The 19752-nt window shown below is 70.2% G+C and carries 17 protein-coding genes; 5 read left to right on the forward strand and 12 right to left on the reverse strand.

Annotated elements, in window-relative coordinates:
* Positions 1-138: 138 nt before the first annotated feature.
* From tkt to pgl, 5 genes are read left to right on the forward strand one after another with little or no spacing between them, the layout of a single operon-like run.
* The gene (tkt, locus tag DY218_RS32895; protein WP_128559847.1) at positions 139-2226 is read left to right on the forward strand and encodes a transketolase; all 2088 of its coding nucleotides are present in this window, start codon (positions 139-141) and stop codon (positions 2224-2226) included.
* 44 nt (positions 2227-2270) lie between these two features.
* Positions 2271-3389, forward strand: coding sequence for a transaldolase (gene tal / locus DY218_RS32900; RefSeq protein WP_128559848.1), 1119 nt, complete (start codon positions 2271-2273; stop codon positions 3387-3389).
* A 5-nt stretch (positions 3390-3394) separates the two neighbouring features.
* Positions 3395-4933 carry a glucose-6-phosphate dehydrogenase gene (gene zwf, locus DY218_RS32905; protein WP_128559849.1) on the forward strand — a complete coding sequence of 513 codons (1539 nt, stop codon included), beginning with the start codon at positions 3395-3397 and terminating at the stop codon, positions 4931-4933.
* Positions 4930-5946 carry a glucose-6-phosphate dehydrogenase assembly protein OpcA gene (opcA, locus tag DY218_RS32910; protein WP_128559850.1) on the forward strand — a complete coding sequence of 339 codons (1017 nt, stop codon included), beginning with the start codon at positions 4930-4932 and terminating at the stop codon, positions 5944-5946. The genes zwf and opcA overlap by 4 nt, the downstream gene beginning before the upstream one ends.
* On the forward strand, positions 5943-6728 hold the full coding sequence (gene pgl / locus DY218_RS32915) for a 6-phosphogluconolactonase (protein WP_128559851.1): 786 nt from the start codon (positions 5943-5945) through the stop codon (positions 6726-6728). The genes opcA and pgl overlap by 4 nt, the downstream gene beginning before the upstream one ends.
* Before the next feature lie 84 nt (positions 6729-6812).
* Here pgl and pgi read toward each other — a convergent pair whose 3' ends face one another.
* The 12 genes from pgi to DY218_RS32975 form a co-directional block, all read right to left on the reverse strand.
* A complete protein-coding gene (gene pgi / locus DY218_RS32920) occupies positions 6813-8465 on the reverse strand; it encodes a glucose-6-phosphate isomerase (RefSeq protein WP_128559852.1) in 1653 nt (550 codons plus the stop codon).
* An 83-nt stretch (positions 8466-8548) separates the two neighbouring features.
* Positions 8549-9802 carry an MFS transporter gene (locus tag DY218_RS32925; protein WP_128559853.1) on the reverse strand — a complete coding sequence of 418 codons (1254 nt, stop codon included), beginning with the start codon at positions 9800-9802 and terminating at the stop codon, positions 8549-8551.
* Positions 9803-9922: 120 nt separating this feature from the next.
* Positions 9923-10258, reverse strand: coding sequence for an RNA polymerase-binding protein RbpA (locus DY218_RS32930; RefSeq protein ID WP_128559854.1), 336 nt, complete (start codon positions 10256-10258; stop codon positions 9923-9925).
* Between the two features lie 170 nt (positions 10259-10428).
* Positions 10429-10659 carry a preprotein translocase subunit SecG gene (gene secG / locus DY218_RS32935; RefSeq protein ID WP_119289682.1) on the reverse strand — a complete coding sequence of 77 codons (231 nt, stop codon included), beginning with the start codon at positions 10657-10659 and terminating at the stop codon, positions 10429-10431.
* A gap of 180 nt (positions 10660-10839) precedes the next feature.
* Entirely contained in the window at positions 10840-11616 is a 777-nt protein-coding gene (tpiA, locus tag DY218_RS32940; protein WP_128559855.1) for a triose-phosphate isomerase, read from the reverse strand.
* 7 nt (positions 11617-11623) lie between these two features.
* Positions 11624-12835 (reverse strand): phosphoglycerate kinase, encoded by a 1212-nt coding sequence (locus tag DY218_RS32945; protein ID WP_128559856.1) that lies wholly within the window; start codon positions 12833-12835, stop codon positions 11624-11626.
* Between the two features lie 112 nt (positions 12836-12947).
* Entirely contained in the window at positions 12948-13952 is a 1005-nt protein-coding gene (gene gap, locus DY218_RS32950) for a type I glyceraldehyde-3-phosphate dehydrogenase (protein WP_128559857.1), read from the reverse strand.
* A gap of 218 nt (positions 13953-14170) precedes the next feature.
* Positions 14171-15172, reverse strand: a complete 1002-nt coding sequence (whiA, locus tag DY218_RS32955; RefSeq protein WP_128559858.1) for a DNA-binding protein WhiA — start codon at positions 15170-15172, stop codon at positions 14171-14173.
* On the reverse strand, positions 15163-16179 hold the full coding sequence (locus DY218_RS32960; RefSeq protein ID WP_128559859.1) for a gluconeogenesis factor YvcK family protein: 1017 nt from the start codon (positions 16177-16179) through the stop codon (positions 15163-15165). Before DY218_RS32960 ends, whiA begins: the two co-directional genes overlap by 10 nt.
* The gene (rapZ, locus tag DY218_RS32965) at positions 16176-17102 is read right to left on the reverse strand and encodes an RNase adapter RapZ (protein ID WP_128559860.1); all 927 of its coding nucleotides are present in this window, start codon (positions 17100-17102) and stop codon (positions 16176-16178) included. Before rapZ ends, DY218_RS32960 begins: the two co-directional genes overlap by 4 nt.
* The gene (gene uvrC, locus DY218_RS32970) at positions 17099-19162 is read right to left on the reverse strand and encodes an excinuclease ABC subunit UvrC (protein WP_128559861.1); all 2064 of its coding nucleotides are present in this window, start codon (positions 19160-19162) and stop codon (positions 17099-17101) included. The genes rapZ and uvrC overlap by 4 nt, the downstream gene beginning before the upstream one ends.
* 40 nt (positions 19163-19202) lie before the next feature.
* On the reverse strand, positions 19203-19631 hold the full coding sequence (locus tag DY218_RS32975) for a Rieske (2Fe-2S) protein (RefSeq protein WP_128559862.1): 429 nt from the start codon (positions 19629-19631) through the stop codon (positions 19203-19205).
* Positions 19632-19752: the final 121 nt, after the last annotated feature.

Here is a 19752-nt window from a genome sequence, read left to right on the forward strand (position 1 = left end):
TCCGGAGGCGAACGCGGGCGGCTCCCGGCAGTCTGTAATGAGCCGAAAATCCGGCCGCTTCCACAGCGGTAGGCTCGACAGCGCCCGGCGCACACATGTCGCCGGATACAGACATGTGGAGAGGAGCCCTGAATCAGGGTGAGCACCAAGCCGACCACCACAGACCTCGAGTGGACCGATCTGGATCAGCGTGCCGTGGACACGGTGCGGGTCCTTGCAATGGATGCCGTCCAGAAGGTGGGCAACGGACATCCGGGCACCGCGATGAGTCTGGCTCCTGCCGCGTACACCCTGTTCCAGAAGGTGATGCGGCACGACCCCACGGATGCCGAGTGGGTGGGCCGCGACCGGTTCGTGCTGTCCGCGGGGCACTCCTCGCTGACGCTCTACATCCAGCTGTACCTGGCCGGGTACGGCCTCGAGCTGGATGACCTCAAGGCCTTCCGCACCTGGGGTTCGAAGACCCCGGGCCACCCGGAGTACGGCCACACCACCGGCGTCGAGACCACCACGGGCCCGCTGGGCCAGGGTGTGGCGAACGCGGTGGGCATGGCGATGGCGGCCCGCTTCGAGCGCGGCCTGTTCGACCCCGATGCGGCGGCGGGCGAGTCCCCGTTCGACCACATGGTGTACGCGATCGCCGGCGACGGCTGTCTGCAGGAGGGCATCTCCGCCGAGGCGTCCTCGCTCGCGGGCCACCAGAAGCTCGGCAATCTGGTGCTGCTCTGGGACGACAACCACATCTCCATCGAGGGCGACACGGAGACCGCCGTCTCCGAGGACACCCTCAAGCGCTATGAGGCCTACGGCTGGCACGTCCAGCGCGTGGAGCAGCTGGAGAACGGCGACCTGGACCCGGCCGGTCTGTTCGCCGCGCTCGAGGCCGCGCGCGCCGAGACCGAGCGTCCGTCGTTCATCGCGGCCCGCTCGATCATCGCCTGGCCCGCGCCGAACGCGCAGAACACCGAGGCCGCGCACGGCTCGGCGCTCGGCGACGACGAGGTCGCGGCGACCAAGCGGGTACTCGGCTTCGACCCCGAGCAGTCCTTCGAGGTGGCCGACGAGGTCATCAACCACACCCGGCTCGCCGCCGAGCGCGGCCGGCAGTCGCGGGAGGCCTGGGACAAGTCCTTCGCCGTGTGGCGCGAGGCCGATCCGGAGCGGGCCGCGGCCTTCGACCGGATGCAGGCCGGCGAGCTCCCCGAGGGCTGGCAGGACCTGCTGCCGGAGTTCGAGACCGGCTCCTCCGTCGCGACCCGTGCGGCGTCGGGGAAGATCCTGCAGGCGCTCGGCGGGGCGATCCCGGAGCTGTGGGGCGGCTCGGCCGACCTCGCCGGTTCCAACAACACCACGATCGACAAGACCAGTTCGTTCCTGCCCGCGGGCAACCCGCTGCCGGAGGCCGACCCGTACGGCCGCACCGTGCACTACGGCATCCGCGAGCACGCCATGGCCGCGATCCTCAACGGCATCGCGCTGCACGGTCCGACCCGTATCTACGGCGGCACGTTCCTGGTGTTCTCGGACTACATGCGCAATGCGGTGCGCCTGTCGGCCCTGATGCACCTGCCGGTCACGTACGTCTGGACGCACGACTCGGTCGGTCTCGGCGAGGACGGCCCGACCCACCAGCCGGTGGAGCACCTGGCCTCGCTGCGCGCCATCCCGGGTCTGAACGTGGTCCGTCCGGCGGACGCGAACGAGACCGCGGTGGCCTGGCGCGAGATCCTCACGCGCTACACCAAGGAGTTCGGCAAGGGCACCCCGCACGGCCTGGCCCTGACCCGCCAGGGCGTGCCCACGTACGAGCGCAACGAGCAGGCGGCGCGCGGCGGTTACGTGCTCGCCGAGGCCGAGGGCGGCAGCCCGCAGGTGATCCTGATCGCCACCGGTTCCGAGGTCCAGCTGGCCGTCGCCGCCCGCGACGAGCTGCAGGCCGAGGGCGTGCCGACCCGTGTGGTGTCGATGCCGTGTGTCGAGTGGTTCGACGAGCAGGACCAGGCGTACCGCGACCAGGTGCTGCCGCCCGAGGTCAGGGCCCGTGTCGCGGTCGAGGCGGGCATCGGCCTGACCTGGCACCGCTACGTCGGCGACAGCGGCCGGATCGTCTCGCTCGAGCACTTCGGCGCCTCGGCGGACGGCAAGACCCTGTTCCGTGAGTTCGGCTTCACCGCCGAGAACGTCGCCGAGGCCGCCAGGGAATCCCTGCGCGCCGTGCAGCGCTGACGCCCGTAGATACGACACTTGATCAGCTAGGAGATGCAATTTCCATGACAGACGCACTCAAGCGCCTCTCCGAGGAGGGCGTGGCGATCTGGCTGGACGACCTGTCCCGCAAGCGGATCACGTCCGGCGACCTCGCCGAACTGATCGACCAGCAGCACGTCGTGGGCGTCACGACCAACCCGTCGATCTTCCAGAAGGCGATCTCGGGCGGTGACGGTTACGAGCAGCAGCTCGCCGACCTCGCGGCCCGCGGGGTGACGGTCGAAGAGGCCGTCCGCATGATCACCACGGCGGACGTACGGGACGCGGCGGACGTACTGCGGCCCGTGTTCGACGCCACCGGCGGCAAGGACGGCCGGGTGTCGATCGAGGTGGACCCGCGCCTCGCGCACAACACCGCGGCCACCGTCGCCGAGGCCAAGCAGCTCGCCTGGCTGGTCGACCGGCCGAACACCTTCATCAAGATCCCGGCCACCCGGGCGGGCCTGCCGGCCATCACCGAGGTGATCGGCAAGGGCATCAGCGTCAATGTCACGCTGATCTTCTCGCTCGAGCGCTACCGCGAGGTGATGGACGCCTACCAGGCCGGTCTGGAGAAGGCGAAGGCCGCGGGCCTGGACCTCGACAAGATCCACTCGGTGGCGTCCTTCTTCGTGTCCCGCGTGGACACCGAGATCGACAAGCGGCTCGACGCCCTCGGCACCGAGGACGCGAAGGCCGCCCGCGGCAAGGCCGCCCTGGCCAACGCCCGGCTCGCGTACCAGGCCTACGAGGAGGTCGTCGCCGGCGACCGCTGGCAGGCGCTTGACCGTGCGGGCGCCAATGTGCAGCGTCCGCTCTGGGCCTCCACCGGCGTCAAGGACCCGGCGTACAAGGACACACTGTACGTCGAGGACCTGGTCGCACCGAACACGGTGAACACCATGCCGGAGGCCACCCTGGAGGCCACCGGCGACCACGGCACCGTCTCGGGCAACACGATCGCCGGCAGCTACGAGCAGTCCCGTGCCGAGCTCGACGCCGTCGAGAAGCTCGGCATCGGCTACGACGAGGTCGTGCAGCTGCTCGAGGACGAGGGCGTGGAGAAGTTCGAGTCGTCCTGGAACGACCTGCTCAAGTCGACCGAGGCGGAGCTGAAGCGCCTCTCCCCGTCGGAGGGCTGACCGCCTTGTCCCCCGATTCCGCAGGCGGTACGAATCCGCTGCGTGACGCATCGGACCGACGGCTCCCGCGCATCGCGGGGCCGTCGGGCCTGGTGATCTTCGGCGTCACCGGCGACCTCTCCCGCAAGAAGCTGATGCCGGCGGTCTACGACCTGGCCAACCGCGGCCTGCTGCCGCCGGGCTTCTCGCTGATCGGCTTCGCCCGCCGGGAGTGGCAGGACGAGGACTTCGCCCAGGAGGTGCACGACGCGGTCAAGGAGCACGCGCGCACGCCCTTCCGGGAGGAGGTCTGGCAGCAGCTCATCCAGGGCATGCGGTTCGTGCAGGGCGACTTCGACGACGACCAGGCCTTCGAGACGCTCAAGTCCACGATCCAGGAGCTGGACAAGGCCCAGGGCACGGGTGGCAATTTCGCCTTCTACCTGTCGGTGCCGCCCAAGTTCTTCCCGCAGGTCGTGCAGCAGCTCAAGAAGCACGGCCTGGCCGATCAGCGCGACGGCTCCTGGCGGCGCGCGGTCATCGAGAAGCCCTTCGGCCACGACCTCGCCTCCGCCCGCGAGTTGAACTCGATCGTGCACGAGGTGTTCGGCCCCGACCAGGTCTTCCGTATCGACCACTACCTGGGCAAGGAGACCGTCCAGAACATCCTGGCGCTCCGGTTCGCCAACACCCTCTTCGAGCCGATCTGGAACAGGTCGTACGTCGACCACGTCCAGATCACCATGGCCGAGGACATCGGCATCGGCGGCCGGGCCGGCTACTACGACGGCATCGGCGCGGCCCGTGACGTGATCCAGAACCACCTCCTCCAACTCCTCGCCCTCACCGCGATGGAGGAGCCCGCCTCCTTCGACGCGGACGCACTGGCCGCCGAGAAGACCAAGGTGCTCGGCGCGGTCCAGCTGCCCAAGGACCTCGGCAAGCACACCGTCCGCGGCCAGTACGCGGCCGGCTGGCAGGGCGGCGAGAAGGTCATCGGCTATCTGCAGGAAGACGGCATCGACGCCGGTTCGAAGACCGACACCTACGCCGCGGTCAAGCTGACGATCGACAACCGGCGTTGGGCCGGAGTGCCGTTCTATCTGCGCACCGGCAAGCGCCTCGGCCGCCGGGTCACCGAGATCGCGGTGGTCTTCCAGCGCGCGCCGCACTCCCCCTTCGACCACACCGCGACCGAGGAGCTCGGGCACAACGCCCTGGTGATCCGGGTGCAGCCGGACGAGGGCGTCACGGTCCGGTTCGGCTCGAAGGTCCCCGGTACCTCGATGGAGGTACGGGACGTCTCCATGGACTTCGCGTACGGCGAGTCCTTCACGGAGTCCAGCCCCGAGGCGTACGAGCGGCTCATCCTCGATGTGCTGCTCGGCGACTCGAACCTCTTCCCGCGCACCGAGGAGGTCGAGCTCTCCTGGCAGATCCTCGACCCGGTGGAGCAGTACTGGGACCGGCACAACAAGCCGGCCCAGTATCCGGCGGGTACCTGGGGTCCCGTGGAGGCGGACGAAATGCTCGAACGAGACGGACGGAGCTGGCGTCGGCCATGAAGATCGACCTCACGGACACCACCTCGGGCAAGGTCAACAAGGCCCTGGTCCAGGGCCGCCGTGCGATCGGCACCCCGGCCGTCGGCATGGTGCTCACCCTGGTCATCGTCACCGACGAGGAGAACGCGTACGACGCCCTGAAGGCGGCCAGCGAGGCGTCGCGGGAGCATCCCTCGCGCACCCTGGTCGTCATCAAGCGCGTCTCGCGTTCGCCCCGGGACCGCACGTCCTCGCGCCTGGACGCCGAGGTCCGGGTGGGTGCGGACGCGGGTACCGGCGAGACGGTGATCCTGCGGCTGTACGGCGAGGTGATCAACCACGCCCAGTCGGTGGTGCTGCCGCTGCTGCTGCCGGACGCCCCGGTGGTGGTCTGGTGGCCGGTGAACGCACCGCTGGACCCGGCGAAGGACCCGCTGGGCGCGCTGGCGCAGCGGCGGGTCACGGACACCTATGCGGCCGAGCAGCCGATCCAGGAGCTGACCTCTCGCGCGGAGGCGTACACCCCGGGCGACACGGATCTGTCCTGGACGCGGATCACTCCGTGGCGCTCGATGCTCGCCGCCGCGCTCGACCAGGTGACCTGCCGGGTCACCTCGGTGGAGGTGGAGGGCGAGGAGTTCAATCCGAGTTGTGAGCTGCTCGCGATGTGGCTGTCCGACCGGCTCGGTGTGCCGGTGACGCGCACCTTGTCCTCGGGGCCCGGGCTCACTGCCGTACGCCTCGCCACGGACTGCGGGCCGATCGTCCTCGACCGGGCCGACGGCTCGCTCGCCACCCTGTCCATGCAGGGCCAGCCGGACCGTGCGGTCGCCCTCAAGCGCCGCGAGACGGCCGAGCTGATCGCGGAGGAGCTGCGCCGGCTCGACCCGGACGACACCTACGCCTCCGCCCTGAAGTTCGGGGTGGAGCGACTCGGTGGCCCGGCTCCGACGGACAGCGCGGAGAAGGCCGCACAGGCCACCGGGGCGAAGAAGGCAGCCAAGGCTCCGGCCAAGAAGGCGACGGCCAAGTGAGTACGGCTCCGCAGCTGGTCGTGCACCGGGACAAGGAGCTCATGGCGCAGGCCGCGGCGGCCCGGCTGATCACGAAGATCGTGGACGCCCAGTCGGCGCGCGGCTCGGCCTCGGTCGTCCTGACGGGCGGACGCAACGGCAACGGCCTGCTTGCCGCGCTCGCCGCCGCGCCCGCCCGTGACGCGGTCGACTGGGGCCGGCTCGACCTGTGGTGGGGCGACGAGCGCTTCCTGCCGGAGGACGATCCGGAGCGCAATGTCACGCAGGCCCGCGAGGCCCTGCTCGACTCGGTGCCGCTCGATCCGGCCCGGGTGCATGCGATGCCCGCTTCGGACGGCCCGCGCGGCTCCGACGCGGACAGCGCCGCGGAGGACTACGCGGCCGAACTCGCGGGCGCGGCACAGCCGGAGAACCACTCGGCCGTGCCGGCCTTCGACGTACTGCTGCTCGGGGTCGGGCCCGATACGCATGTCGCCTCGCTGTTCCCCGAGCATCCGGGGGTGCGCGAGACGGAGCTCGCGGTGATCGGTGTGCACGGTGCGCCGAAGCCGCCGCCGACCCGGATCTCGCTCACCCTGCCGGCGATCCGCTCGGCCCGTGAGGTCTGGCTGCTCGCGGCGGGCGAGGACAAGGCGAACGCGGTGGCGATGGCCCTGTCCGGTGCGGGCGAGGTGCAGGCTCCCGCCGCCGGTGCGTACGGCCGCTCCCGGACGCTCTGGCTGCTCGACTCGGCGGCCGCGGCCCGGCTGCCGCGGGATCTGTATCCGCCGGCCTCTCCCTGAGGGCGGCTGCCGCACACGACGGCCCGGTGCCACGCTCCCCTTTCGGGGCCGGTGGCGCCGGGCCGTCGCCGTACGAGATCCGCGTCAACGCCCCCGCAGTGCGCGGTACTTGGCGACAAGGGCGCGGCTCGACGGGTCGAGACCTGGGACGTCCGCGCCTTCGGTGAGGGCCGGCTCCACCCGCTTGGCGAGCACCTTGCCGAGCTCGACGCCCCACTGGTCGAAGGAGTCGATGTCCCACACCGCGCCCTGGACGAACACCTTGTGCTCGTAGAGCGCGATCAACTGCCCGAGGACGGACGGGGTGAGGGCCCGGGCGAGCACCGTGGTCGTCGGGTGGTTGCCGCGGAAGCTCTTGTGCGGGACCAGCTCCTCGGGCACGCCCTCGGCCCGCACCTCGTCCGGCGTCTTGCCGAAGGCGAGCGCCTGGGTCTGGGCGAAGAAGTTGGCCATCAGCAGGTCGTGCTGCGCGACGAGTCCGGGCTGCAGATCACCGACGGGCTCGGCGAAGCCGATGAAATCCGCCGGGATCAGCTTGGTGCCCTGGTGGATCAACTGGTAGTACGCGTGCTGGCCGTTGGTCCCCGGGGTGCCCCAGACGACCGGCCCGGTCTGCCAGTCGACCGGATTGCCCTCGCGGTCCACGGACTTGCCGTTGGACTCCATGTCCAGCTGCTGCAGATACGCGGTGAACTTGGACAGGTAGTGCGAGTACGGCAGTACGGCGTGCGACTGGGCGTCGAAGAAGTTGCCGTACCAGATGCCGAGGAGACCGAGCAGCAGCGGCGCGTTCTGCTCCGCGGGCGCGGTGCGGAAGTGCTCGTCGACCAGGTGGAATCCGTCGAGCATCTCGCGGAACTGCTCGCGGCCGATGGCGATCATCAGGGACAGGCCGATGGCGGAGTCGTACGAGTAGCGGCCGCCGACCCAGTCCCAGAACTCGAACATGTTGGCCGTGTCGATGCCGAACTCGGTGACCTTCTCGGCATTCGTCGACAGGGCCACGAAGTGCTTGGCGACGGCCTCCTGGCCGGCGCCCAGGCCGGTCAGGAGCCAGTCGCGGGCCGAGGTGGCATTGGTGATGGTCTCGATGGTGGTGAACGTCTTGGAGGCGATGACGAACAGCGTCTCGGCCGGGTCCAAGTCCCGTACGGCCTCGTGCAGATCGGCCCCGTCCACGTTCGACACGAAGCGCAGGTCGAGGTCGCGGGCGGTGAAGGAGCGCAGCACCTCGTAGGCCATCGCGGGGCCCAGGTCGGAGCCGCCGATGCCGATGTTCACCACGTTCCTGATGGGGCGGCCGGTGTGGCCGGTCCAGGCGCCGGAGCGGATCCGGTCGGAGAAGTCGCCCATCCGGTCGAGCACGGCGTGCACACCCGGGACGACGTTCTCCCCGTCGGACTCGATGACGGCGTCGCGCGGGGCGCGCAGCGCGGCGTGCAGGACGGAACGGTCCTCGGTGGTGTTGATCCGCTCGCCGCGGAACATGGCGTCCCGCAGCGCCTCCACGCCGGTCGCCGCGGCCAAGTCCCGCAGCAGGGTGAGCGTCTCGTCGGTGACGAGGTGCTTGGAGTAGTCGATGTACAGGTCGCCGACCTGCACCGTGTAGTCGGTGGCGCGCTCGGGCCGCGCGGCGAAGAGCTCGCGCAGACCGGTCTCGCCCCACTGCTCGCGGTGCTTCGCGAGCGCCGCCCACTCGGGGGTCTGGTTCAGCCTTGTGCGGCCATCTGCGTTCATCCGGACTTCAGCCTTCTCTCGTACCAGGGCACCTGCGCGGTACCCATGTGCACCTTGCCCCGCTGCTCCACCAACCTAATTGATCAGAACGCTTCTTCGTCCGCCGGCGAGCTGTCCGCCGCCCGTACGACGGGCAACAGGACGATGACGGACAGACCCACGAGGGCGGCCGCGCACAGCGCCGGGGCGTTCAGGCCCCACGCCGTGGCCGCCGCGCCGCCGAGGAGGGCGCCGAGGGCCGCGGCACCGATGGTCAGCGTGCGGAACGCGGCGCTCATCCGGCCCAGCATCTCGGACGGGCTCCGCTCCTGCATCAGGGTCACCTGGTTGACGTTCCAGACGAGGCCCATGAGGCCGAACACGACCAGACCGGCGAGCAGCACCCAGACCTGCCGCACGGTGCCGATGGCGAGCAGCGGCACGAACTGGACCGCCCCGGCCAGGCACACACTGCGGATACGTCCGAACCGGGCCGCGATCCGGCCTGCGCAGAAGCCACCGGCCACACTGCCGAGGCTGTACGAGGTCAGGGCCAGTGCGTAGACCGTGCTGCCGGCGCCGAGCCAGCCCGTGACATGCAGGACCAGGGTCGCGATGAGCGCACCCACGCCCACGTTGCACACCGTGGTGGCCAGGCACAGTGCGCGCAGCGGCGGATCCCGCCAGAGCGTGCGCAGCCCGTCCCCGATGTCGGCGCGCAGACCTCGCGCGCGAGACCCGGACGGCACGGGTGCTGTGCCACCCGGGATCCGTATGGACAGGATCAGCAGCGTCGCCACCGCATACGTCGCCGCATCCACGCCGTACGGGACGGCCACACCGACGGCGAGGAGCACCGGCATCAGGGGCGCGGCCACGAAGCCGCCGGCTATCTGCTGACCGGTCTGCAGGCGCGCATTGGCGCTGCCCAGGGCCTGTTGGGGCAGCAGGGCGGGCAGGAAGGCCGTCGCGGCATTGTCGAAGACCGTCTGCAACGTGGTCAGGGTGAAGGCCACGGCGAGCAGCAGCCCGATGCTCGCGTCCCCGCGCGCGACGACGACGGCGAAGACTCCCAGGACGACGGCCCGTACCGCGTCCACGGTCCACATCGCCCGCCGCTGGTCGACCCGGTCGGCGACCGCACCGCCGAGCAGTCCGAAGAGGATCCACGGCACGTACCCACAGGCGCTCACCAGCGCCACGAGCACCGGCTCATCAGTGAGCGAGGCGGCGAGCAACGGCATCGCCGCATTACGCAGAGAATCCCCGAAGCGGGACACGACAGCGGCCGTCCACAACCGCCCGAACCCCCCACGCCACGCGGGCGCGACCCCCACCGATTCCCGCACACCGATCACAACGGCCCCCTCCGTATGCCTGTTGCACACGGTAGGGGGCACCACTGACAACGAGTCCGCCTGGCATCCTCAAGCCCGTCCGGCGCTTGAGGACGAGGCCTCCAGGCCGACGCCTGGAACCTAGATCTCCCCCCGAAGCTTCGCCAGCGCCTCCGCCAGAATCGCCTCACCGTCCGCGTCGCTCCGACGCTCCCGCACATATGCAAGATGCGTCTTGTACGGCTCGGTACGCGGCGGGTCCGGGGGATTGTCCCGGTCCTGTCCGGCGGGGAACCCGCACCGCGGGCAGTCCCAAGTGTCCGGAACCTGCGCATCGCTGGCGAAGCTCGGCTGCGTCTCGTGCTCGTTCGCGCACCAGAAGGAGATGCGCAGGCGCGGTGCCGACTCGCCGCGCTCGGCCTCTCCCATCGGCCCCGCTCCGACCCGGCTTCCCCGGATCGCGTTGCCACTTGCCACGGTCGTAACTCCCTGCATGACGGTGCTGCACAGCGTTTAACCGGCGGCTGCGCCGCGGCTGCCCCAGTTTACGTAAGGCCCAACGCGCGTCCAGGGATTGGAGTTACACCGTCCGGGACGCCGTGCGGCCAATGATAGGCCGCGCCCCCGGCTCCGTACGGTGGTCGCCGTCAGCTGTTGAGCTTCATCAGCAGGCCGAGCACGACAATGCAGGCGAACCACAGCAGACCGACCACGACGGTGATGCGGTCGAGGTTGCGCTCGGCCACCGAGGAGCCGCCGATGGACGACTGCATGCCGCCACCGAACATGTCGGAGAGGCCGCCGCCCTTCCCCTTGTGCATCAGGACGAGCAGCATCAGCAGCCCGCTGAAGACGATCAGGGCGATCGAGAACCCCATAACCACGGCTGAACCAACTTCCTCGGACTTACCGGACAGGACAATGAAGTGCGGGGGCCCGGACTTCGCACACGAAGCCACCGGACCCCCGCAAGCCTACGCCGAGGTGGCCCGATCGGACGACTCCCGTCGCAGGTCCGGCTCCCGACCGCGCACGGCGGCCGGGAGCCGGTCAGTCACTCACTGGTCGCGGAACCGGACGATCTTGACGAATTCCTCCGCGTCGAGCGCGGCACCGCCGATCAGGGCGCCGTCCACGTCGGGCTGCGACATGATCGCCGCGACGTTCCCGGACTTCACGGAGCCGCCGTACTGGATGCGGACCTGGTCGGCGAGCTCCTGCGAGTACAGCTCGGCGAGCCGGCCACGGATCGCGCCGCAGACCTCCTGGGCGTCCTCCGGCGTCGCCACCTCACCGGTGCCGATGGCCCACACCGGCTCGTAGGCGATGACGATGGACTCGGCCTGCTCGGCCGGTACGTCCTTGAGCGCGCCGTCGACCTGGGCGAGGGTGTGCGGGACCTGCTGCTGGGCCTTGCGGACGTCGAGGCCCTCGCCGACGCACAGGATCGGGGTGAGCCCGTGCCGGTAGGCGGCCTTGACCTTGGCGTTGCAGATCTCGTCGGTCTCGTCGTGGTACTGGCGGCGCTCGGAGTGACCGATGGCCACATAGGTGCACTGCAGCTTCGACAGCATCGGGCCCGAGATCTCGCCGGTGTAGGCACCCGAGTCGTGCGCCGAGACGTCCTGGGCCCCGTACTTGATCTTGAGCTTGTCGCCGGTCACCAGCGTCTGCACCGAACGCAGATCGGTGAACGGCGGCAGGACGGCGACCTCGACGGCCTCGTAGTCCTTGTCGGCGAGCGCGAATGCGAGCTTCTGGACGTGGGTGATGGCCTCGAGGTGATTGAGGTTCATCTTCCAGTTGCCCGCCATCAGCGGGGTACGCGTACTCATCAGGGGGTCAGTCCTCCAGTGCGGCGAGGCCGGGAAGTGTCTTGCCCTCGAGGTATTCGAGGGACGCGCCTCCGCCGGTCGAAATGTGTCCGAAGGCATTCTCGTCGAAGCCGAGCAGCCGTACGGCGGCGGCCGAGTCCCCGCCGCCGACGACCGTGAAGGCCGAGGAGTCGAGCAGCCCCTGGGCGACGCTGCGGGTGCCTTCGGCGTAGTCGGGGTGCTCGAAGACGCCCATCGGGCCATTCCAGAAGATGGTGGCCGCGTCGGCGAGCTTCGAGGCGTAGAGCTTGCGGGTCTCGGGGCCGATGTCGAGGCCCATCTGGTCCGCGGGGATCTCCGCCGCGGTGACCGTGGCGGGGTGGGTGGCGGCCTTCGCGCCGAGGTCCGGGAAGGCGGCGGCGGTCACGACGTCGACCGGCAGGACGAACTCGACGCCCTTGGCCTCGGCGCGTCGCAGATAGTCCTGGACCACCTGAACCTGGTCCTCCTGCAGCAGCGAGGTGCCGACCTCGTACCCCTGGGCCTTGAGGAAGGTGTACGCCATTCCGCCGCCGATGAGGATGCGGTCGGCCTTGTCCAGGAGGTGGTCGATCACGCCGAGCTTGTCGGAGACCTTGGCGCCACCGAGCACCACTGCGTAAGGGCTCTTGGCCTCGTCGGTGAGCTTCTTGAGCACGCCGACCTCGGTGGCGATCAGATAGCCGGCCGCGTGCGGGAGCCTGGCCGGCAGGTCGAAGACCGAGGCGTGCTTGCGGTGCACGGCGCCGAAGCCGTCGCCGACGTAGGTGTCGGCGAGCTCGGCCAGCTGGTCGGCGAAGGCGCCGCGCTCGGCGTCGTCCTTCGCGGTCTCGCCCGGGTTGAACCGCAGGTTCTCGATGACCGCGACCTGGCCGTCGGCCAGGCCCGCGACGGTGGCGCGGGCGGACTCGCCGACCGTGTCGGTGGCGAACGCGACGTCGGCGCCGAGGAGTTCACCGAGCCGGGCGGCCGCGGGAGCCAGCGAGAAGGCGGGGTCCGGCGCGCCCTTCGGCCGGCCGAGGTGGGAGGCGACGACCACCCTGGCGCCCGCGTCCGCGAGGGCCTTGACGGTGGGCACCACCGCGCGGATGCGTCCGTCGTCGGTGATGGTGGTGCCGTCCAGCGGCACATTGAGGTCGGCGCGGACGAAGACTCGCCGTCCGGTGACGCCTTCGGCGAGAAGTTCGTCGATGGTCTTCATGGGGTGTGGACTCCTAGAGAGCTTCGGACAAGGCAACAGGGCCCGGACCGCGCGGCGTTGCGCTGCCCGAGCCCTGTGCTCACATCGAGGTGCCTGCCGTATCAGCTACGGCTCAGAGCTTGCCGCCGACGAAGGTCGTGAGGTCCACCAGACGGTTGGAGTAGCCCCACTCGTTGTCGTACCAGCCGACGATCTTGACGCTCTTGCCCTGAACCATCGTCAGGGAGGAGTCGAACGTGCAGGACGCCGGCCAGTTGACGATGTCCGAGGAGACGATCGGGTCCTCGGTGTACTCGAGGATGCCCTTGAGCTGGCCCTCGGCCGCCTTCTGGAAGGCGGTGTTGACCTCGTCCTTGGTGACCTCGCGCTCGAGCTCGATGACCAGGTCCGTGACCGAACCGGTCGGGACCGGCACGCGCATCGCGATGCCGTCGAGCTTGCCGGCGAGCTCCGGGATGACCAGCGCGGTCGCCTTGGCGGCGCCCGTGGTGGTCGGAATGATGTTCTCCGCGGCGGCACGGGCGCGGCGCAGGTCCTTGTGCGGGAAGTCAAGGATGCGCTGGTCGTTCGTGTACGCGTGAACGGTCGTCATCATGCCCTTGACGATGCCGAAGTTCTCCAGGAGAACCTTGGCCATCGGCGCCACACAGTTGGTGGTGCAGGAGGCGTTGGAGATGACGTTGTCCGTCGCGGGGTCGTACTGGTCCTGATTGACGCCCATCACGATGGTGATGTCCTCGTCCTTGGCCGGAGCCGAGATGAGGACCTTCTTGGCGCCGCCCTGGATGTGCTTCTCGGCGTCGGCCTTCTTGGTGAAGATGCCGGTCGACTCGATGACGATGTCGACGCCGAGCTCGCCCCAGGGGATGTCCGCCGGATTGCGCTCGGAGAGCACCTTGATGGTGTGCCCGTCGACGGTGATGGTGTCCTCGGTGTGCGACACCTCTGCCTTGAGCCGGCCCAGAATCGTGTCGTACTTCAGCAGGTGGGCAGTGGTCGCGGTGTCACCCAGGTCATTGACGGCAACGACCTCGATGTCCGCACCCTGCTCCTTGAGAGCCCGGAAGTAGTTGCGGCCGATTCGACCAAAGCCATTGATGCCTACGCGGATCGTCACGAACCGATCTCCTCGTTGGTGCGCCGGCTTGTCCGCCGGCGAGCTGTATGGGATGTCCCCGACCGCCTCCGACCCTACCTCCCCACGGCCCTTCCGGTGACATCGAGCGGGGCGAAGAAACACCCGACGGGCCGTACCCCTCAGTAGGGTCCGCGGCCCGTCGGGCAGCGCATCCGGGAAGCCCGCGCAGACGTGCACGCGGGGGCTCGAAGGAGCTGTCAGCCGGCCATGTTCTCCGCCATGGTGTCGGCCATCTCCTCGGTCAGATTGGACTCCGTGCCCGGGATGCCGAGGTCCTGTGCGCGCTTGTCGGCCATCGCGAGGAGGCGGCGGATCCGGCCGGCCACGGCGTCCTTCGTCAGCGGCGGATCGGCGAGGGCGCCGAGCTCTTCCAGGGACGCCTGCTTGTGCTCCATCCGGAGCCGGCCGGCCGCCGCCAGATGCTCGGGCACCTCTTCGCCGAGGATCTCCAGGGCCCGCTGCACCCGGGCGCCCGCGGCCACCGCGGCGCGCGCGGACCGGCGCAGATTGGCGTCGTCGAAGTTGGCCAGGCGGTTGGCGGTGGCCCGGACCTCGCGGCGCATCCGCCGCTCCTCCCAGGCCAGCACCGACTCGTGGGCACCCAGCCGGGTGAGCAGCGCCCCGATCGCGTCTCCGTCGCGGACGACGACGCGGTCCACGCCCCGCACCTCGCGGGCCTTCGCCGCGATGCTCAGCCTGCGGGCCGCGCCGACCAGGGCGAGGGCCGCCTCCGGGCCCGGGCAGGTCACCTCGAGGGAGGAGGAGCGGCCCGGCTCGGTGAGCGAGCCATGGGCCAGGAAAGCGCCGCGCCAGGCCGCCTCGGCGTCGCAGGTGGCACCCGAGACGACCTGCGGCGGCAGGCCCCGGATGGGCCGGCCGCGGCCGTCCACCAGTCCGGTCTGCCGCGCCAGCTGGTCACCACCGGCGACCACGCGCACCACGTAGCGCGAACCGCGGCGCAGTCCGCCGGCCGCCATCACAAGCAGCTCCGAGCCGTGCCCGAAGATCTCCAGGATGTCCTTCTTGAGGCGGCGGGCCGCCATCGCGGTGTCCAGCTCCGCCTCGATCACGATGCGGCCGCTGACCAGATGGAGCCCGCCCGCGAACCGAAGAATCGCCGAGACCTCTGCCTTTCTGCAGCAGGTCCGGGTGACGGGGAGCCGGGAGACTTCGTCCTTCACCGCTGCCGTCATCGCCATGGGCCGATCCTTCCATGCATCCGAAAAATACGGTCGTACGCGGCGGCCAGCAGCACGGGATCGTGCTTGGCGCTGCTGTCCGGCGCGGCGACCGGGGCCAGCTCGACCGCCGCGCCGAGACGCTTCGCGGAGTCCTGAAGCGATTCCGTGTCGCGTACGGCGTCCTGGTCGGCCAGCACCACGTCCAGGGCGAGTTTAGGGGCGTGTCGGGCCAAAACCTCCAAATGACGCTGCGGGGAAAAGCCCTCGGTTTCGCCGGGCTGCGGTGCCAGGTTCAACGAGAGGACTCGGCGGGCCTTGGTCTCGGTGAGCGCATCGAGCAGTTCGGGCACCAGGAGGTGCGGAATCACCGAGGAGAACCAGGAGCCCGGGCCGAGCACCACCCAGTCCGCGTCGAGGACGGCCGCGACCGCTTCGGGGACGGCCGGCGGGTCGTTCGGCACCAGGTGCACGGACTGGACCTCGCCGGTGGTCAGCGCCACATTGGCCTGGCCTCGGACGGTGTCGATGTGGTCGGGGTGCTCCGGGTCGTGTCCGCGTACCTGGGCCTGGAGTTCCAGGGGTACGGCGGACATCGGCAGTACTCTGCCGTGCGCGCCGAGCAGGGTGCCGACCAGGTCGAGGGCCTGGACGTGGTCGCCCAGCTGTTCCCACAGGGCGACGATCAGCAGATTGCCGACCGCGTGCTCGTGCAGCTCGCCGCCCGACTGGAACCGGTGCTGGATCACCCGGGCCCAGGTCTGCCCCCAGTCGTCGTCACCGCACAGGGCGGCGAGCGCCTTGCGCAGATCGCCCGGGGGCAGTACGCCGAGCTCGTCGCGCAGGCGTCCGCTCGAGCCGCCGTCGTCGGCGACGGTGACGACGGCGGTGAGGTCGCCGGTGATGCGGCGCAGTGCGGCGAGCGAGGCCGACAGGCCCATGCCGCCGCCCAGGGCGACGACCTTGGGCTGTGCGCCCCGTCTGCGGCCGAGCCGGTTCAGACGGGCGCGCCGGACGTTCGGTTTCACTCGCGCCCCATGTCCCGGTGGACGACGACCGTCTCTACTCCCTCGGAGGCGAGGCGGGCCGCGAGCTTCTCGGACATCGCCACGGAGCGGTGCTTGCCGCCGGTGCAGCCGACCGCGATGGTCACGTACCGCTTGCCCTCGCGGCGGTACCCGGTGGCGATCAGGTGCAGCAACTCCGCGTACTGGTTGAGGAATTCCTTGGCGCCCGGCTGGTCGAAGACGTAGTCGGACACCTCCTCGTTCAGCCCGGTGAAGGGGCGGAGCTCCGGGACCCAGTGGGGGTTGGGCAGGAAGCGGCAGTCGACGACCAGGTCGGCGTCGACGGGCAGGCCGTACTTGTAGCCGAACGACATGACGGTCGCCCGGAGTTCGGGCTCCTCCTCGCCGGCGAACTGGGCGTCCATCTTGGCGCGCAGCTCGTGCACATTGAGGCTGGAGGTGTCGATGACCAGGTCGGCGTCGCCGCGCAGTTCGCGCAGCAGGTCCCGCTCAGCGGCGATGCCGTCGGTGATGCGGCCGTCGCCCTGCAGCGGGTGCGGGCGCCGGACCGACTCGAAGCGGCGGACCAGCGCGTCGTCCGAGGACTCGAGGAAGACGATCCGGCGGGTGACGTGCTTCGCCCGGAGGTCGGCGAGGGACTCCCGCAGATTGTCGAAGAAGCGGCGGCCGCGGACGTCCACCACGACGGCGATGCGCGCCACATTGCCCTGGGACCGGGCGCCCAGCTCCACCATGGTGGGGATCAGTGCCGGCGGCAGATTGTCCACCACGAACCAGCCGAGGTCCTCCAGACACTTCGCTGCCGTGGAGCGACCCGCTCCGGACATCCCGGAGATGATCACCAGCTCGGGGATGGCCGCTTCGCCGGCCTCGCCGGTCGTGCCCGTACCCACCTGTGTCCCGCCTTCGTGTCGTTCGGTCATGATCTCTGCCCCCGTTCGTCCGAGGTGCCCGCGGGTACGGGTGCCTCGTCTTCGATGATCTCTCCTGTCGCGGTGTTGACCGCGGGGGCGGCCGGTGCCGCCCCGGCGAGGGCCGCGGCGATGGTCTCGGCCGTCTTGCGGCCTATCCCCGGGACTTCGCAGATCTGCTCGATTGTCGCGGACCGCAGCTTCTTCACCGAACCGAAATGCTTGATCAGAGCCTGTTTGCGGGTCTCCCCCAGGCCCGGCACCGCGTCCAGGGGGCCGGACCTGAAGCGCTTCGAACGCTTGGTGCGCTGGTAGGCGATGGCGAAGCGGTGCGCCTCGTCGCGCACCCGCTGCAGCAGGTAGAGGCCCTCGCTGGAGCGCGGCAGGATCACCGGGTCGTCCTCGTCGGGCACCCAGACCTCCTCGAGGCGCTTGGCGAGTCCGCAGACCGCCACGTCGTCGATCCCGAGCTCGTCGAGTGCCCGCTTCGCGGCGGCGACCTGGGGCTGGCCGCCGTCCACCACCAGGAGCTGGGGCGGGTAGGCGAACTTCTTGGGGCGGCCGTCCTCCTCGACGAGGCCGCTCGTGTCCTGCTCGGTCTCCGTCGGCGCGGGCTGCTCGGATGCCGGCGCGGAGGTCTCCTGCCCGTCGTCCGCCCACTCGCCCGTCTTCTCCTTCTCCGCGAGATAGCGGCGGAAGCGGCGGGTGATCACCTCGTGCATGGAGCGGACGTCGTCCTGGCCCTCGAAGCCCTTGATCTGGAAGCGGCGGTACTCGCTCTTGCGGGCCAGGCCGTCCTCGAAGACGACCATCGACGCCACCACGTCGTCCCCCTGCAGATGGGAGATGTCGTAGCACTCGATGCGCAGCGGCGCACTGTCCAGATCGAGGGCCGCGGCGATCTCCTCGAGGGCGCGGGAGCGGGTGGTCAGGTCGGAGGCGCGCTTGGTCTTGTGCAGGACCAGGGCGTGCTGGGCGTTCCGCCCCACGGTTTCCATCAGGGCGCGTTTGTCGCCGCGCTGGGGGATGCGGAGGCTGACGTTCGCACCGCGGCGCTGGGTGAGCCACTCCTGGATCGGGGCGAGCGGCTCGGGCAGTGCGGGGACCAGGACCTCCTTGGGTACGGCGTCGCCGCTCTCCTCGCCGTACAGCTGCTGCAGGGCGTGCTCGACCAGGTCGCCGGTGGTGACCGCCTCGACCTTGTCGGTGACCCAGCCGCGCTGGCCGCGCACCCGGCCGCCGCGGACGTGGAAGATCTGCACGGCAGCCTCGAGTTCGTCCTCGGCGAGGGCGATCAGATCGGCGTCGGTGGCGTCGGCGAGCACCACGGCGCTCTTCTCCATCGCGCGCTTGAGCGCCTCGATGTCGTCGCGCAGCCGCCCGGCGCGCTCGTACTCGAGCTCTTCGGCGGCCTCGCCCATCTGCCGCTCCAGGCGGCGCAGATACGCACCGGTGCGGCCGGCCATGAAGTCGCAGAAGTCCTCGGCCAGTTCGCGGTGGTCCTCGGGGCTGATGCGGCCGACGCACGGGGCCGCGCATTTGCCGATGTACCCGAGGAGGCAGGGGCGGCCGGTGCGTGCCGCGTTCTTGAAGACGCCCGCCGAGCAGGTGCGGACGGGGAAGACCCGCAGCATCAGGTCGACCGTCTCGCGGATCGCCCAGGCGTGGCCGTACGGACCGAAGTAGCGCACGCCCTTCTTCTTGGCTCCGCGCATGACCTGGACGCGGGGAAATTCCTCGTTCAACGTGACCGCGAGGTACGGATAGCTCTTGTCGTCGCGGTACTTGACGTTGAACCGGGGGTCGAACTCCTTGATCCAGGTGTACTCCAGCTGCAGCGCCTCGACCTCGGTGGTGACCACCGTCCACTCGACCGATGCCGCGGTGGTCACCATCGAGCGGGTGCGCGGGTGCAGGCCCGCCAGGTCCTGGAAGTAGTTGGCGAGGCGCTGGCGCAGGCTCTTGGCCTTGCCGACGTAGATCACCCGGCGGTGCTCGTCGCGGAATTTGTAGACCCCCGGGGAGTCGGGGATCTGTCCCGGCTTGGGGCGGTAACTGGAGGGGTCGGCCATGTCTGCCACCCTACTTGCGGGCGCCGACAGCGAGGGCGCGTCAGGCCTCGGGGCCGGCGACCAGCTTGCCGTTCTCCTCGCGGACCGGAACGGGGTTCAGCGGAACCGTGGCCGGGCCCTCGAGTACGTCGCCGGTGCGGACGTCGAAGCGGCTGCCGTGGCAGGGGCAGTTGCCCTCGTCCTTCTCGATCTTGTCCAGGACGCAGCCCGCGTGGGTGCACTGGGCGCTGAACGCGGTGTACTCCCCCGCCGCGGACCGGCTCACCACGAGCCGCTGCTCGCGGTACAGCTTGACGGCGCCGGGCGCGATGGCGTCCGCGGCTCCGAGGTGGACCGGCGCGGTGGGCGTCGGCTCCTTGGCGTGCCCGACCTTGGACTCGGTCGAGCAGGCGGCGGCGCCCAGTCCTGCGGTGCCCGCCAGGGCGGCGCCCTTCAGCACGGTGCGGCGGGCGGCGGACTGGCCGGGCATGGAGTCTCCCCTGGTCGAGGCGGTACGGGTGCGACCGCGGCGGTTGCACGGACGCGTCCGACGATACCGACGGGGCGTGCGCCGACGGACGCCGGGCGGGCCCGATGCACGGGGTCCCGCC

The organism is Streptomyces triticagri (assembly GCF_003429565.1).
Taxonomy (GTDB): domain Bacteria; phylum Actinomycetota; class Actinomycetes; order Streptomycetales; family Streptomycetaceae; genus Streptomyces; species Streptomyces triticagri.

What these genes read in the sequence shown, in the direction of transcription:
- tal (WP_128559848.1), top strand. Translation starts at nt 2,271, where the DNA reads ATGACAGACGCACTCAAGCGCCTCTCCGAGGAGGGCGTGGCGATCTGG.
- opcA (WP_128559850.1), top strand. Translation starts at nt 4,930, where the DNA reads ATGAAGATCGACCTCACGGACACCACCTCGGGCAAGGTCAACAAGGCC.
- pgi (WP_128559852.1), bottom strand. Translation starts at nt 8,465, where the DNA reads ATGAACGCAGATGGCCGCACAAGGCTGAACCAGACCCCCGAGTGGGCG.
- secG (WP_119289682.1), bottom strand. Translation starts at nt 10,659, where the DNA reads ATGGGGTTCTCGATCGCCCTGATCGTCTTCAGCGGGCTGCTGATGCTG.
- tpiA (WP_128559855.1), bottom strand. Translation starts at nt 11,616, where the DNA reads ATGAGTACGCGTACCCCGCTGATGGCGGGCAACTGGAAGATGAACCTC.
- DY218_RS32945 (WP_128559856.1), bottom strand. Translation starts at nt 12,835, where the DNA reads ATGAAGACCATCGACGAACTTCTCGCCGAAGGCGTCACCGGACGGCGA.
- whiA (WP_128559858.1), bottom strand. Translation starts at nt 15,172, where the DNA reads ATGGCGATGACGGCAGCGGTGAAGGACGAAGTCTCCCGGCTCCCCGTC.
- rapZ (WP_128559860.1), bottom strand. Translation starts at nt 17,102, where the DNA reads ATGACCGAACGACACGAAGGCGGGACACAGGTGGGTACGGGCACGACC.
- uvrC (WP_128559861.1), bottom strand. Translation starts at nt 19,162, where the DNA reads ATGGCCGACCCCTCCAGTTACCGCCCCAAGCCGGGACAGATCCCCGAC.
- DY218_RS32975 (WP_128559862.1), bottom strand. Translation starts at nt 19,631, where the DNA reads ATGCCCGGCCAGTCCGCCGCCCGCCGCACCGTGCTGAAGGGCGCCGCC.